11 protein-coding genes are annotated in these 15,501 nt (G+C 65.0%); 9 read left to right on the top strand and 2 right to left on the bottom strand.

The genetic code is table 11. The features are described 5' to 3' along the window. Window positions 1-58: 58 nt before the first annotated feature. Window positions 59-1,900, top strand: coding sequence for a TonB-dependent vitamin B12 receptor (gene btuB / locus CSC70_RS03640; RefSeq protein WP_162455250.1), 1,842 nt, complete (start codon window positions 59-61; stop codon window positions 1,898-1,900). Window positions 1,901-1,916: 16 nt separating this feature from the next. Here btuB and glmS read toward each other — a convergent pair whose 3' ends face one another. Beyond that, a complete protein-coding gene (gene glmS, locus CSC70_RS03635) occupies window positions 1,917-3,746 on the bottom strand; it encodes a glutamine--fructose-6-phosphate transaminase (isomerizing) (protein WP_162455249.1) in 1,830 nt (609 codons plus the stop codon). Between the two features lie 215 nt (window positions 3,747-3,961). Here glmS and CSC70_RS03630 point away from each other — a divergent pair, with 215 nt between their 5' ends. The 8 genes from CSC70_RS03630 to CSC70_RS03595 all read left to right on the top strand — a co-directional run bounded on the left by CSC70_RS03630 (window position 3,962) and on the right by CSC70_RS03595 (window position 14,027). Beyond that, the gene (locus CSC70_RS03630; protein WP_162455248.1) at window positions 3,962-5,230 is read left to right on the top strand and encodes an efflux RND transporter periplasmic adaptor subunit; all 1,269 of its coding nucleotides are present in this window, start codon (window positions 3,962-3,964) and stop codon (window positions 5,228-5,230) included. Between the two features lie 91 nt (window positions 5,231-5,321). Continuing rightward, window positions 5,322-6,044 (top strand): ABC transporter ATP-binding protein, encoded by a 723-nt coding sequence (locus tag CSC70_RS03625; protein ID WP_162455247.1) that lies wholly within the window; start codon window positions 5,322-5,324, stop codon window positions 6,042-6,044. Window positions 6,045-6,053: 9 nt separating this feature from the next. Then, on the top strand, window positions 6,054-7,367 hold the full coding sequence (locus CSC70_RS03620; RefSeq protein WP_162455246.1) for an ABC transporter permease: 1,314 nt from the start codon (window positions 6,054-6,056) through the stop codon (window positions 7,365-7,367). A 51-nt stretch (window positions 7,368-7,418) separates the two neighbouring features. Then, window positions 7,419-8,648 carry an ABC transporter permease gene (locus tag CSC70_RS03615; RefSeq protein ID WP_162455245.1) on the top strand — a complete coding sequence of 410 codons (1,230 nt, stop codon included), beginning with the start codon at window positions 7,419-7,421 and terminating at the stop codon, window positions 8,646-8,648. A gap of 15 nt (window positions 8,649-8,663) precedes the next feature. Then, the gene (locus CSC70_RS03610; RefSeq protein ID WP_162455244.1) at window positions 8,664-9,968 is read left to right on the top strand and encodes an ABC transporter permease; all 1,305 of its coding nucleotides are present in this window, start codon (window positions 8,664-8,666) and stop codon (window positions 9,966-9,968) included. Window positions 9,969-10,020: 52 nt separating this feature from the next. Further along, complete coding sequence (locus CSC70_RS03605) at window positions 10,021-11,256, top strand: ABC transporter permease (protein WP_162455243.1); 1,236 nt, start codon at window positions 10,021-10,023, stop codon at window positions 11,254-11,256. Window positions 11,257-11,337: 81 nt separating this feature from the next. Beyond that, window positions 11,338-12,678: a sigma-54-dependent transcriptional regulator gene (locus CSC70_RS03600; RefSeq protein ID WP_162455242.1), complete on the top strand. Its 1,341-nt coding sequence runs from the start codon at window positions 11,338-11,340 to the stop codon at window positions 12,676-12,678. Then, window positions 12,675-14,027 carry a sensor histidine kinase gene (locus tag CSC70_RS03595; RefSeq protein WP_162455241.1) on the top strand — a complete coding sequence of 451 codons (1,353 nt, stop codon included), beginning with the start codon at window positions 12,675-12,677 and terminating at the stop codon, window positions 14,025-14,027. The genes CSC70_RS03600 and CSC70_RS03595 overlap by 4 nt, the downstream gene beginning before the upstream one ends. Window positions 14,028-14,069: 42 nt before the next feature. Here the strand turns inward: CSC70_RS03595 and glmU are convergent, their stop codons facing one another. Then, window positions 14,070-15,461 carry a bifunctional UDP-N-acetylglucosamine diphosphorylase/glucosamine-1-phosphate N-acetyltransferase GlmU gene (gene glmU / locus CSC70_RS03590; RefSeq protein WP_162455240.1) on the bottom strand — a complete coding sequence of 464 codons (1,392 nt, stop codon included), beginning with the start codon at window positions 15,459-15,461 and terminating at the stop codon, window positions 14,070-14,072. Window positions 15,462-15,501 lie beyond the last annotated feature (40 nt).

Below are 15,501 nucleotides of genomic sequence, written 5' to 3'. Positions count from 1 at the left end.
CTCCCGCGCGACTTCCCACCGCACCGATGCGCGCGGGGCGCGCGATGGAGTCGACTTCATGCAGTACCGCCACCTTTTCACCGCCACTACCCTGGCGCTGTCCCCACTGGTCCATGCGCAAGCTGTCGATCCGGCCACCGAACTGGACCAGATCGTCGTTACCGCCACCCGCAGCGAACACCGGCTGGACGACAGTCTGGTCCCGGCCCAGGTCATCGACCGCGACGAAATCGAGCGCAGCCAGGCCACCTCGCTGCTGGAACTGCTGAAAGGCCGCGCCGGTATCAGCCTGTCCAACCAGGGCGGCCCGGGCAAGATCACCACGCTGAACCTGCGCGGCACCGAATCGGATCACGTGTTGGTGCTGGTGGACGGCATCCGCATCGGCTCGGCCACCGCCGGCCTGCCGGCGCTGCAGGACCTGCCACTGGGCCAGATCGAACGCATCGAAATCGTGCGCGGCCCGCGCTCCAGCCTGTACGGTTCGGACGCCATCGGCGGCGTACTGCAGATCTTCACCCGACGCGCGAACGGCTTCGCCCCGCATCTGGAGCTCGGCGCCGGCAGCCACGGCCTGCGCCAGCTCGGCGGTGGCTTCGGCAACGGAGGCGAGCGCGGCTGGTTCGGGGTGCACGCCGCACAATTGCGCACCGACGGCATCAACGCCTGCCGCGGTTCCGGCACCCTGTTCACCGGCTGCTACACCGATGAACCGGACGAAGACGGCTACCGCAACACCTCGGTCTCGGTGAATGCCGGTCTGCGCCTGAGCGACTCCCTCAGCGTGGAAGGTCGCTTGCTCGACGCCCGCGCCGAGAACGAGTACGACGGCAGCTGGACCAATCGTTCCGATACCGTGCAGCAGGCCACCGGCGTGCGCATGGACTGGCAGGCGTTGCCGGCGTTGAAGCTGGGGCTGAGCGTGGGCCGCAGCCGCGACCAGTCCGACGATTACCACGACAACACCTACATCAGCACCTTCGACACCCGCCGCGATCAGGCCGGCCTGCAGGCCGACATCGCCCTGGGACGGACGCAATCGCTGAGCCTCGGCGCGGACTGGCTGCGCGACGACATCGAGAGCACGACCGCCTACGCCGCCGACAGCCGCGACAACACCGGCGTATTCGCCCTGTACCAGGGCCGCTTCGGCGTGCAGCAACTGCAGGCCAGCCTGCGCCACGACGACAACGAGCAGTTCGGCGGCCACACCACTGGCGGCGTCGGCTGGGGGCTGCAGTTCGGCGATGGCTGGCGGCTTTCGGCCGACTATTCCACTGGCTTCCGCGCACCCAGCTTCAACGACCTGTACGACCCGTGGAGCGGCGTGCCGACGCTGGATCCGGAGACCTCGGAAAGCGTCAACCTCGGCATCGGCCAGCAAGGCAACAGCTGGCAATGGCGGCTGGACGCGTACCAGACCGACGTTGACGACCTGATTTCCTACAACCTGTCCACATTCGTGCTGGAGCAGGTCGAGCAGGCACGCATCCGCGGCGCGGAACTGACCTTGTCGCTGCGACTGGCCGACTGGGAAATCTCGACCCAGCTCAGCCATACCGATCCGCGCAACCGCACGTCCGGCAGCGCCAACTACGACAAGTTGCTGCCGCGGCGCGCGCGCGATACCGGCCGCATCGACATCGACCGCGCTTTCGGCAAGCTGCGCCTCGGCGCCACCCTGTTCGGCTCCGGCGAGCGCTACGACGATGCGGCCAACAGCGTGCGCCTGGGCGGCTATGCCACCTTCGACCTGCGCGCCGAATATGCCTTCGCCCCCGGCTGGAGCGTGCAGGCCCGCGCCAACAACGTGTTCGACCGCCAGTACGAAACCATCGCCTGGTACAACCAGCCCGGCCGCGAGTACGGCATCAACCTGAGATACCAGCCCGCGCGCTGATATCTCGCGACGATCGCTATTCCACCGTCACCGACTTGGCCAGGTTGCGCGGCTTGTCCACGTCGGTGCCGCGCGCCAGTGCGGTGTGGTAGGCCAGCAACTGTACCGGGATGGTGTGGACGATCGGGCTGAGCACACCGACATGGCGCGGAGTGCGGATGACGTGCACGCCTTCGGACTCGCCGAAGTTGCTGTCCTGGTCGGTGAACACGAACAGTTCGCCGCCGCGCGCGCGCACTTCCTGCATGTTGGACTTGACCTTTTCCAGCAGACCGTCGTTCGGCGCGATCACCACCACCGGCATGTCGGCATCGACCAGCGCCAGCGGGCCATGCTTGAGCTCGCCGGCCGGATAGGCTTCGGCGTGGATGTAGGAGATTTCCTTGAGCTTGAGCGCACCTTCCAGCGCGATCGGATAATGCACGCCACGGCCCAGGAACAGCGCGTGCTGCTTCGGCGCGAAACGTTCGGCCCATGAAGCGATCTGCGGCTCCAGGTTCAGCGCATGCTGCACGCTGCCCGGCAGATGGCGCAAGGCCTCGATGTAGCCGGCCTCCTGCTCCGCGTCCAGCCGTCCGTTCAACTTGGCCAGGGTGGCGGCCAGCAGGAACAGACCGGCCAGCTGGGTGGTGAAGGCCTTGGTCGAGGCCACCCCGATCTCGGCGCCGGCGCGGGTGTAGAACACCAGCCGGCTGGCGCGCGGGATGGCGCTCTCGGGCACGTTGCAGATCGACAGCGTATGCGCATGGCCCAGCGACTTGGCGTATTTCAGCGCCTCCATCGTGTCCAGGGTTTCGCCCGACTGCGAGATTGTCACCACCAGATGCTTCGGATTGGCGACAACGGTGCGATAACGGTATTCGCTGGCAATCTCCACGCTGCACGGCAGGCCGCTGATCGACTCGATCCAGTAACGCGCCACCGAGCCGGCGTAGTAGCTGGTGCCGCAGGCGAGGATCTGGATGCCTTCGACCTGCTGCAGCACGTCCTCGGCACCGGCGCCGAACAGTGACGGTTCGAAACCAGCCGCGTCGATCACCGCTTCCAGGGTATCGCCGAGCGCGCGCGGCTGTTCGTGGATTTCCTTCTGCATGAAGTGCCGGTACGGGCCCAGCTCCAGCGAGGCCAGCGACACGTCGGACACGTGTTCCTCGCGCTGCACCGGCTGGTCGTCGGCGTCGAAGACGCGGACGCGGTCGCGCGCGACTTCGGCGGTATCGCCTTCTTCCAGGAAGATCACCCGCCGGGTGGCCTGGATGATCGCCGACACATCGGAGGCGACGAAGTTCTCGCCTTCGCCCAAGCCGACCAGCAGCGGACAGCCCATGCGCGCGCACACCAGCCGCTCGGGCTCCTTGCGGCTGACCACGGCCAGCGCATAGGCGCCGGTCAGTTCCTTGACCACCCGCTGCAGCGCCTGCAGCAGGTCGGTGCCCTGCTTGAGGTGATGGTGGATCAGGTGGGCGATGACCTCGGTATCGGTCTGCGACTCGAATTCGTAGCCCAATGCGCGCAGGCGTTCGCGCTGCTCCTCGTGGTTCTCGATGATGCCGTTGTGAACCAGCGCCACGCCGTGGCTGATGTGCGGATGGGCGTTGGCCTCGGTCACGCCACCGTGGGTAGCCCAGCGGGTATGGCCGATGCCGAGGCTGGAACGGAAGCCTTCGCCGGCCGCCGCACCCTCCATTTCGGCCACGCGGCCGGTGCGGCGCACACGGCGCACATCCTGGCCATCGACCACGGCGATGCCGGCCGAATCGTAACCGCGGTATTCCAGCCGCTTCAGGCCTTCGATCAGTACCGGGACCACATTGCGATCAGCGATCGCACCCACTATTCCGCACATCGTGTTGTTGTCCCCGTACTGTCCTGTTGCCTGTCCGATGGTCGAGTGTATCGTCCCCTCCATGACCGCGACGCGAACCGGGGCCTCGGTGTCCGCCGACTGTCCGCGGACACCCGGACAGACCGTCCGCCGGGTCGCCGCGCTTTGCAATCAACGACTTGGGGTTGGCATGGGGCTTGCGTCACCCCTGCCATGACCATAAACGCATGCTCGCAATGATTCGGGACACCTCCGGACAGGATCAGGTCCTGCAGAAGCCGGCTTCCGGCTTCCGGCCGCAACGCTGGCTGCTGATCGCCGTCGCCGTCGTCCTGCTGCTGAGCCTGCTGTGGCTGGTGCGCGCCTGGGTCTCGGGATCGCGTTCGATCGACGAATCGCGGGTACGCATCGCCGAGGTGGTCCGCGGCGATCTGGTCCGTGACATCCGCGCCGACGGCCGGGTCATCACCGCCAACAGCCCGACCCTGTACGCCATCGCCGGCGGCACCGTGGCGCTGAAGGTGGTGGCCGGCGACGCGGTCAAGCATGGCCAGGAACTGGCGGTCATCGACAGCCCGGAACTGCGCAGCCGGCTGGTGCAGGAGGAATCGACCCTGGCCAGCCTGGAAGGCGAGGCCCGTCGCGCCCAGCTCGACGCCCTGCTGGCCCAGGCCAACGCGGGCAAGTTGGTCGATCAGGCGCAGATCGAACACACCGCGGCGCAGCGCGACCTCGAGCGCATGCAGCGCGCCTACGAGGGTGGCGCCGTGTCCAAGAACGACCTGGACCGCGCCCAGGACCTGATGAAGAAGGCCGACATCGGCCTGGCCACTGCGCGCAAGGAATCTGGCCTGCAGGATCAGGGCGCCGGCATCGATTCGCGCAACAAGCGCCTGCTGGCGGACCGCCAGCGCGCGGTCGTGGCCGAACTGCAGCGCCAGGTCGAGGCGCTGACCCTGCGCGCGCCGTTCGACGGCCAGGTCGGCCAAGTGCAGATCGCACAGGGCACCAACGTGGCGATCAACGCGCCGATCCTCAGCGTGGTCGACCTGAGCGTGTTCGAGGTCGAGATCAAGGTGCCGGAAAGCTTCGCCCGTGATCTGGCCATCGGCGTGCCCGCGCAGATCACCAGCAGCAGCAAGCAGTACGCAGCGCAGGTCGCGGCGGTATCGCCCGAAGTGGTCAACGGTGAGGTCACCGCACGACTGCGCTTCGACGAAGGCCAGCAACCGCCGGGCCTGCGGCAGAACCAGCGCCTGTCTGCGCGAATCGTGCTGGATACCCGTCCGAACGTGCTGAAGGTCGAACGCGGCCCCTTCGTCGAGCAGTCCGGCGGTCGCTACGCCTATGTCATGGATGGCTCGGTCGCGGTCCGACAGCCGGTCCAGCTGGGCGTCAGCAGCCTGGGCGAAATCGAAGTGGTGGAAGGCCTGAAGCCCGGCGACCGCGTCGTGGTCTCCGGCAGCGACCAGTTCGACGACGAGGAGCGCGTGAAGATCAATTGACCGGCGACTGCCGGCCGGCGACGACCTCTCTCCCGTCCGTCGCCGGCAGCCGCCCACCCCATCCACTCATCCCAATCCCGAGGAATCTCCCATGTTGGAAATGCGCCAAGTCTCCAAGGTCTACCGCACCGAGCTGGTCGAAACCCATGCCCTGCGTTCGCTGGATCTGCATGTCCGCACCGGCGAGTTCGTGGCCGTCACCGGCCCGTCCGGTTCCGGCAAGACCACCTTCCTCAACATCGCCGGCCTGCTGGAGACCTTCACCTCGGGCACCTATCTGCTGGACGGCGAGGACGTCAGCCATCTCAGCGACAACCAGCGCAGCAAGCTGCGCAACCAGAAGATTGGCTTCATCTTCCAGAGCTTCAACCTGATCCCTGACCTGAACCTGTTCGACAACTGCGACGTGCCGCTGCGCTACCGCGGCATGCCCGCCACCGAACGCAAGCAGCGGATCGAACAGGCGCTGGGCCAGGTCGGCCTGGGCTCGCGCATCAAGCACTACCCGGCCGAACTGTCCGGCGGCCAGCAGCAGCGCGCCGCCATCGCCCGCGCCCTGGCCGGCAGCCCCAAGCTGCTGCTCGCCGACGAACCGACCGGCAACCTGGACTCGCACATGGCGCGCGGGGTGATGGAGCTGATGGAGGAGATCAACCAGCAGGGCACCACCATCGTCATGGTCACCCACGACCCAGAGTTGGCCGCGCGCGCGCAGCGCAACGTGCACATCGTCGACGGCATGGCCACCGACCTGACCGCCGATCCTGCGCTGATCGCCGCCGAATCCGCGGCCGACGCATCTGCCTCCGCCTGAGGCCATCCCATGTTCGGTTACTACTTCAGCCTGGCCTTGCGCAGCTTCCGTCGCAACAAGGTATTGACCGTGCTGATGGTGCTGACCATTGCCTTGGGCATCGGCGCCAGCATGACCACGCTCACCGTGTTCCATGTGCTATCAGGTGATCCGATTCCGCAGAAAAGCGGCAAGCTGTTCTACCCGCAAATCGAACCACGCACGATGGGCAGGAACGGCAAGCCGGAACCGGAGCCATCCGACCAGATGACCCGCTTCGACGCCGAGGAACTTCTGCGGCAGAAGAAGGCCGACTACCAGGCGGTGATGACCGGCGGCTCGCTGACCGCACAACCCGAGAACAGCGGCATACAGCCGTTCCGCGTTCAGGCCCGCTATACCAGCGCAGACTTCTTCCCCATGTTCGAGCCGCCAATGCTGGCCGGGCGAAGCTGGACAGCAAAAGAAGATGAGGCGCGTGCGCTCGTAGTGGTCATCAGTCGCAAACTGGCAGAAAAACTGTTCGGAGACGGCAATGCCGTTGGCCGCGAATTGCGCACGCTGCGCAGTACATTCCAGATCATAGGGGTGATGGACGAATGGAAACTGAGCCCGCGTTTCTACGATTTAACCCACAACCGCTTCGGCGGTAACGAGATGGTATTCCTGCCGTTTTCCACTTCGCGCGAGCTGCGCCTGGGCACTCGGGGCAGCATGAACTGCTGGGGCGACTCCCGGCAGGACGAAGAAGGCAGCACCGGCATCAACGCGCCCTGCGCGTGGCTGCAATACTGGGTACAACTGGACACACCGCAGAAAGTGGCCGATTACCGCAAATATCTGGTGGACTATTCCGAGCAGCAACGCCGTGCCGGGCGCTTCACCCAGCCGGCAAACACTCGCCTGCACAGCGTGATGGAATGGCTGGATTACAAGAAAATCGTGCCGAATGATGTTCGCCTGCAGATGTGGCTGGCCTTTGGCTTTCTACTGGTGTGCCTGGTCAACACCGTGGGTTTGCTGCTGGCAAAGTTCCTGCGCCGCAGCGGCGAGATCGGCGTGCGTCGCGCGCTGGGCGCATCGCGGCTGGAAATTTTCAAGCAATGCCTAGTGGAAGTGGGTTGCATCGGTATTGTCGGTGCGGTATTGGGCCTTGGCTTCGCGTGGCTGGGCCTGTGGCTGGTGCGCCAACAACCGGACGACTATGCCAAGCTGGCACAACTGGATGCGCAGATGTTGCTGGTCACTTTCGTCTTGTCGCTGCTGGCGAGCTTGCTTGCCGGGGTACTGCCCGCATGGCGCGCAATGCAGATCGCTCCCGCGGTACAACTCAAGACGCAATAACCCCATTTCAACTCTTTCCCCTGCAAGAGGAATGAGCTTACAGAGAACGCCATGGAAATCCGCCCTATCCTTTCTTCACTACGCAGGCACAAACTAGCCGCCGCACTCATCATTGTTGAAATCGCGCTGGCCTGCGCCATTGTCTGCAATGCAACATTCGTGATTGGAAGCCGCATACAGCACATGCAGCGTGAAAGTGGCATCGCCGAGGATGAATTGGTGGACATCGAAGTCGCCACCCTGAATCCCGACCGCAACATTGACGCGGGACGGCGCGAAGACATCGCCGCGCTATCCGCCGTGCCCGGCGTCAAGGCCGTTTCCAGCTTCAACATGATTCCCTACGGCGAGAATACATGGATGAGCGGCGTGAATCTGGCCAAGGAACAGCCCGAGCCGAACCTAAGTGCCTACACCTATATGGATGATGGCGGCATGCTGCCGACCTTCGGTCTGACGATACTGGAGGGCCGCACCTTCACTCCGGAAGAATACGTTGACCTGAGCGAAATGGAGAAACCCGGCTCTACCACCGTCTTCGGCGCGGCGCTGGTGACACGCACGCTGGCACAGCACCTTTTCCACGGTGAAAGCGCACTCGGCAAGACTGTCTATGTCTGGGGAGAGAACCCCATCCGCATCGTTGGCGTCGTCAATGATCTGGTCGGCCCCGGCAACAGCCGTGCCTCAGTTGGTGGCAGCAACGAGGATTACGACTCCATCATTCTTCCAGGACGCGTTTCCAATGGAAGCTTTGCGCTTCGCACCACTCCTGAACGCCGCGACGAAGTGATGAAAGCCGCCATCGCCGCATTAAACAAAGTGGATGCCAACCGCATCTTCAACGACCAGAGAACCATTACCGACATGCGCCACGATTTTTACAGCCGCGACCGCGCCGTGGTCTGGCTGCTGATTGCGGTGAGCATCACCCTGCTGGCGGTGACGGCACTAGGCATCGCCGGTCTGGCGAGTTTCTGGGTGCAGCAACGCACCAAGCAGATTGGCGTGCGCCGCGCGCTGGGCGCCACCAAGGGCCAGATCCTCAGCTACTTCCAGAGCGAGAATTTCATCCTCACCAGTTGTGGCATCGTGCTGGGCATGCTACTGGCCTTCGCCATCAACCAATTGCTAATGAGCAGGTACGAACTAACGCGCCTGCCATGGTTCTACCTGCCTGTCGGTGCCGTTCTGTTATGGGTGCTGGGACAACTGGCCGTGCTGGGCCCTGCGCGCAAGGCCGCCAGCGTTCCGCCGGCCATCGCCACCCGCAGCGCCTGATCTTCGGAGGAGACCATGCTTGCCTACTACTTCAACCTGGCCCTGCGCAGCTTCAGGCGTAACAAGGTCCTGACCGCGTTGATGGTGCTGGCCATCGCTCTGGGTATCGGTGCCAGCATGACCACGCTGACCGTGTTCTACGTGCTTTCCGGCGATCCGATTCCCGGCCGCAGTCATGCGCTGTTCCATCCGCAGTTGGACCCGCAGGCGCTTCGCGGCTACCAGGAAGGCGAAGAACCGCCCATCCAGCTCACCCGCTTCGATGCGGAAACCCTGTTGCGCGAAAAGAAAGGCGACCGCCAGGCGATGATGACCGGCGGCAGTGTGTCGATCACGCCGCAGAACTCCGATCTGGCCCCGTTCCGGGTCGACTCGCGCTATACATCGACGGACATGTTCACGATGTTCGACATGCCGTTCCTGCACGGTAACGGCTGGGGCAGCCAGGAAGACGACGCTCACGCGCGCGTGGTCGTAATCACCAAATCCCTGAACGAAAAGCTGTTTGGTGGCGCAAACAGTGTCGGCAAGACGATTCATGTCGACAAGTCGGATCTCACCATTGTCGGTGTGCTCGACGATTGGCGTCCGACCCCACGCTTCTACGACATGTTCGCCAATCGCGGTTACGGCGACGGGGAGGACGTATTCGTGCCGTTCTCGACTTCCCGCGATCTGAAGATGGACCGTTCCGGCAGCATGGACTGCTGGGGAGACAGCAGCGGCGACGAAACCGACGTGAATGCACCATGCGTCTGGATCCAGTACTGGGTGCAGCTGGATTCGCCGGACAAGGCCGAGGCCTATCGCCAATACCTGTCCAACTATTCGGACCAGCAACGCGCGGCGGGGCGCTTCGAGCGGCCGAACAACATCCGTCTGCGCAACCTGATGGAATGGCTGGATTTCAACCGCATCGTGCCAAGCGATGTGGTCATGCAGATGTGGCTGGCATTCGCCTTCCTGGCCGTCTGCCTGCTCAACACCGTCGGCCTGCTGCTGGCCAAGTTCCTGCGCCGCAGCGGCGAGATCGGCGTGCGTCGCGCGTTGGGCGCAACCCGCACGGAGGTGTTCAAGCAGTTCCTGGTCGAAGCCGGCGCGGTCGGTCTGGCCGGCGGCGTGCTCGGTCTGGGCCTGGCACTGCTGGGCTTGTGGGCGGTCCGCCAGCAACCCGTCGATTATGCCGATCTGGCTCACCTCGATCCGTGGATGCTGCTGGCCACCTTCGCCGTGACCGTGGTCGCCAGCCTGCTTGCCGGCGTACTGCCGGCATGGCGGGCAATGCAGATCACCCCGGCCGTGCAACTGAAATCGCAGTGATGCCGCTCTCCCCGTTCGCGGGGAGAACGCCCCGATCATCGAGGACACTTCCATGGAAATCCGCCCCATTCTCAGCACCCTGCGCCGGCACAAGACCGCAGCCGCCCTGATCGTGCTGGAAATCGCCCTGACCTGCGCCATCATCTGCAACGCGCTGTTCCTGATCAGCGGACGCCTGAACCAGATCAACGAAGTCAGCGGCCTGGCCGAGGACGAACTGGTCCGCGTGCAGCTGACCGGCATCGGCACCAACGAGAACGACGAGGCCATGACCCGGACCGATCTGGCCGCGCTGCGTGCCATTCCCGGGGTCAAGGCCGCCACCGTGCTGAACCAGGTGCCGTTCGTGAATTCGTCTTGGAATTCCGGCGTGAACCTGAGCAAAGATCAGGAGCGCTCCACTCTAAACGCTACCGTATATCTTGCCGAGGACCAGTTCATCGACACGTTGGGATTACGCCTGGTTCAGGGCCGCAACTTCGAGCCCGACGAATACATCGAATGGTCCGTGGGTTCCACCCCCGACTACGAAGGCGGCATTCCCGTTGCCATCATCACCCAGAAGATGGCCGACAAGCTTTTCCCCGGCGAAAGCGCCATCGGCAAGACCTTCTATAGCTGGGGGGGCGATAAACCGACCCGTGTAGTCGGCGTAGTCGAACACCTGATCCGGCCCAGCATGCAGGGCGGTCCGGCGGCCCGCGAATTCAGCATGGTGTTTCCAATCCGCGTTCCTTACAGCATGGGTGGAAACTACCTGTTACGCACCGATCCGGGTCGCCGTGACGAGGTCATGAAAGCCGCCAAGGATATCCTGCGCAGCAATGACCCGAACCGGATCATTCTGGAGGAAAACAGCAAGACCATGCAGGAACTGCGCCAGGAGTACCACCAGCAATCGCGTTCGATGGTCTGGCTGCTCGGCATCGTCATCGCCGCCCTGCTGGTGATCACCGCGCTCGGCATCATCGGCCTGGCCAGTTTCTGGGTACAGCAGCGCACCAAGCAGATCGGCGTGCGCCGCGCGCTCGGTGCGACCAAGGGGCAGATCCTGCGATATTTCCAGACCGAAAATTTCCTGCTGGCTACGCTCGGCATCGTCATCGGCATGCTGGCCGCCTACGGCATCAACCAATTGCTGATGAGCAAATACGAGCTGGAACGGCTGCCGCTGCTCTACCTGCCAGCCGGCGCATTGGCGCTGTGGCTGCTGGGGCAGATCGCGGTGTACTGGCCTGCACGCCGCGCCGCCGACGTGCCGCCGGCCACCGCCACCCGCAGCGTGTGATCGATGCGTTGCCCGGACTGTCACCCCGCCGGCCAACGTTCAAGCCGTTAGGATAGAACCGTCCGCATACTTGCACTTGCCATGCCCACCGTCCTGATCATCGACGACAACCCCTCGGTCGCCACCGCGCTGGAAGTGCTGTTCTCGCTGCACGACATCGCTTCCGTGCATGCCGAATCGCCGGAAGCGGGGTTGGCGTTGCTGGAATCCGAATCGATCGACCTGGTCATCCAGGACATGAACTTCAGCGCCGACACCACCTCCGGCGCCGAAGGCGAGGCGCTGTTCGCCGCCATCCGCGAGCGCCACCCCGACCTGCCGGTGATCCTGCTGACCGCATGGACGCATCTGAGCAGCGCGGTCGAACTGATCCGCGCCGGCGCCGCCGACTATATGGCCAAGCCCTGGGACGACGGCAAGCTGCTGACCACGGTCAACAACCTGCTGGAATTGTCGGAAACCCGGCACGAGCTCGACCGCCGCCGCAGTCACGAACGCCGCAGCCGGCAGCAGCTGGAGCAGAAGTACGACCTGCGTGGGGTGGTCTTTTCCGACCCGGCCAGCGAGCGGGTGATCGCGCTGGCCTGCCAGGTGGCGCGCTCGGACCTGCCGGTGCTGATCACCGGACCGAACGGCGCCGGCAAGGAGAAGATCGCGGAAATCATCCAGGCCAATTCGGCGGTACGCAATGGTCCGTTCGTGACCCTCAACTGCGGTGCGCTGCCCGGCGAGCTGATCGAAGCCGAACTGTTCGGTGCCGACGCCGGCGCCTACACCGGCGCCAACAAGGCCCGCGAAGGCAAGTTCGAAGCCTCCGACGGCGGCACCCTATTCCTCGACGAGATCGGCAACCTGCCGCTGGCCGGGCAGATGAAACTGTTGCGGGTGCTGGAAACCGGCCGTTTCGAACGGCTGGGCTCCAATCGCGAACGCCAGGTGGATGTGCGGGTGATCAGCGCCACCAATGCCGATCTGCCGGCGATGATCCGCGAAGGCACGTTCCGCGAGGACCTCTACTACCGCCTCAACGCGATCGAACTGAACCTGCCGCCGCTGGCCGAGCGACCGGGCGACATCCTGCCGCTGGCCGAACTGTTCTGCCCGCCGGAAAAGCGGATCGGCGAAAGCGCACGCGCCGCGCTGTTGCGCCACCCCTGGCCGGGCAACGTGCGCGAACTCCGCAATGTCATCCAGCGCGCCGGCTTGCTGACTGCCGGCGAACGCATCGAGGCAAGCGACCTCAACCTGCCGAAATCCGCACCGGTGCAGAAGACGACGAGCGCCGAAGAACCCGACCGCGAGGCCGTCGAAGCCGCGCTGGCGCGCGCTGGCGGCGTGATCGCCCAGGCGGCTGCGGAACTGGGCCTGAGCCGGCAAGCGCTGTACCGGCGCATGGATCGCTACCAGCTGCCGCGGGAATGAAGCGCCGCTCGCTCGCCGGTCGTCTGCTGTTGTGGATCTCGCCGCTGCTGCTGGCGGCGATCGCCCTGCCCCTGCTGCTACAACGCTGGCTCGACGATGCGTGGTTCAGCACCATCCTGTCCGCAATGCTGATCCTGCCGCTGGCCGCATGGACCGTACGCCGCGCACTGCTGCCGCTGGCCTCGCTGTTCCGCGCCCTGGCCGGCAGCATCAACACCTATCGCGACGGCGAATACAACTTCGGCGTGCACTGGCGCAGCAACGACGATCTCGGCGAGCTGGTGCAATCGCATGCCGAGCTCGGCCAGGTACTGCGCGAGCAGCGTCAGACCCTGGTGCAGCGTGAACTGCTGCTGGACACGATGGTGCAGAACACCCCGGTGGCAATGCTTCTGCTCGGCAGCGGCGGCGATGGCGTGCAGCGGGTGGCGTTCGCCAACCTGGCCGCGCGCAAGCTGCTGCATGGCGGCTGGAAGCTGGAAGGGCAGCGGCTGGACGAACTGATGGCGCATGCGCCGCTGGAAATGCGCGAAGCGATGGCGCGCGGCGGCGATAGCCTGTTCGCCGTCGGCGGCGAGGGCAGCGGCGAGACCGGCACCGGCGAGTCCGGAGACGAACAGGTCTATCACCTGGCCCGGCGCAACTTCCGCCTCAACGGCCGCCACCACGAACTGCTGCTGCTGCGGCAGCTGACCAGCGAACTGCGACGACAGGAAGTGCAGACCTGGAAGAAGGTCATCCGGGTGATCAGCCACGAACTGAACAACTCGCTGGCGCCGGTCGCCTCGCTGGCGCACTCCGGTGCGGAAATGGTCCGTCGCGGCCGGCAGGAACGGCTGGAGGAGATCTTCTCCACCATCGAGGAACGCGCCCGCCATCTGGAAGGCTTCATCCGCGGCTATGCCCGTTTCGCCAAGCTGCCGCAACCGCACCTGCAGACGGTGGACTGGCAGGATTTTCTAGCCGGCCTGCAGCGACAGGTCGGATTCCGTCTGGAAGGCGACACCAGCGATGTGGATTGCCGCATCGATCCGGCGCAGATCGAGCAGGCGCTGCTGAACCTGCTGAAGAACGCACACGAGTCGGGCGGCGACGACAATGAAGTCAGTCTGCGCGTGACCCGCCTGCCGGAATGGCTGCGGATCGAAGTGATGGACCGCGGCAGCGGCATGAACGACGCCGTGCTGCAAAACGCGCTGGTGCCCTTCTACTCCACCAAGCGCAACGGCACCGGTCTGGGCCTGGCTCTGACCCGCGAAATCGCCGAGGCACATGGCGGACGACTGTCGCTGCACAACCGCGATGGCGGTGGATTGTGCGTGGCCTTGCAGTTGCCGCTGTCCGGCTGAGCGGCCGTCGCCGTCCTGAACGAATTCAGTCGACGCGTGCCGTCAGGACTTCTTCTGCGGCCGCTGCCAGCCATCCACAGTGACCTGACGCGAACGCGAGACGGTCAACTTGCCGGCCGGCGCATCCTTGGTGATCACCGAACCGGCACCGATAGTCGCGCCGTCGCCCAGCGTCACCGGCGCGACCAGCGAGGAATTGGAGCCGACGAACACACCATCGCCGATAGTAGTGCGTGACTTGTTCACGCCGTCGTAGTTGCACGTGATGGTCCCCGCACCAATGTTCACCTTGCCGCCCACGACCGCATCGCCGAGATAGGTCAGATGGTTGGCCTTGCTGCCGATCCCCATCCGGGCGTTCTTGGTCTCGACGAAGTTGCCGATGTGGACGCCATCGGCCAGCACCGTGCCGGGACGCAGCCGCGCATACGGGCCGATCATCGCCGCACCTTCGGTCTGCACGCCTTCGAGGTCGCAGTGCGCGCGCACTTCGGTCCCCGGACCCAGGCGCACGTCCTTGAGCCGGGTGAACGGACCGATGCTGACGCCATCGGCCAGTTCGACCTCGCCTTCCAGCACTACATCGACATCGATGCGCACGTCGCGACCGACGCGCACGTTGCCGCGCTGGTCGAAACGGGCCGGATCGGCCAGATGCGCACCCTGCAGGCACAGCGCCCGCGCCTGCCGGCGCTGGAATGCGCGCTCCAGTTGCGCCAGCTGCCAGGGATCGTTGGCGCCTTCGGTTTCCATCGGGTCGGCGACCAGCACCATTTCGGCCGGCGTGTATTCCCTGGCAGCCGAGGCGAACACGTCGGTCAGATAGTATTCGCCCTGCGCGTTGTCGTTGGACAGGCGCTGCAGCCAGCCGCGCAAGGCGGTCGCCTCGGCGGCGATGATCCCGGTGTTGATGGTGCGGATCCGGCGCTGCTCTTCGCTGGCGTCCTTCTGTTCGACGATCGCCGCTACCTTGCCTTCCGGGTCGCGCAGCACGCGGCCATAGCCGGTGGGATCTTCCGGCTCGGCAACCAGTACCGACAGCCGGCCGCCGGCATCCAGCAGCCGCTTCAGGGTCTCGCTGCGGATCAGCGGCACGTCGCCGTACAGCACCAGCACGGTGCTGCCATCGGGGATCTGCGGCATGGCTTGGGCCACGGCATGGCCCGTACCCAGTTGCTGCGCCTGTTCGACCCATTGCAGAGCCTGCACCGGACTTGATCCGGGGTCGTCCTGGCCGGCGAACGCCTCCCGCACCTGCGCGCCGCCGTGGCCGTGCACCACGTGGATGGCCTGCGGCTGCAGGCCGCGCGCCGCGGCGATCACATGCGCCAGCATCGGCTGCCCGGCAACCGGTTGCAGCACCTTGGGCAGGGCGGATTTCATCCGCTTGCCCTCGCCGGCGGCAAGAATGACAACGTGCAGGGCTTGGGTCATGTCGGGTCCATCCCGGAGAATCGATGTCGAATTCTATGCC

It is taken from the genome of Pseudoxanthomonas kalamensis DSM 18571, assembly GCF_010211745.1.
In the GTDB taxonomy this organism is placed as follows: domain Bacteria; phylum Pseudomonadota; class Gammaproteobacteria; order Xanthomonadales; family Xanthomonadaceae; genus Pseudoxanthomonas_A; species Pseudoxanthomonas_A kalamensis.
The sequence above is the reverse complement of the archived record's forward strand: the minus strand, read 5'-3'. Positions and strand labels throughout refer to the sequence as shown.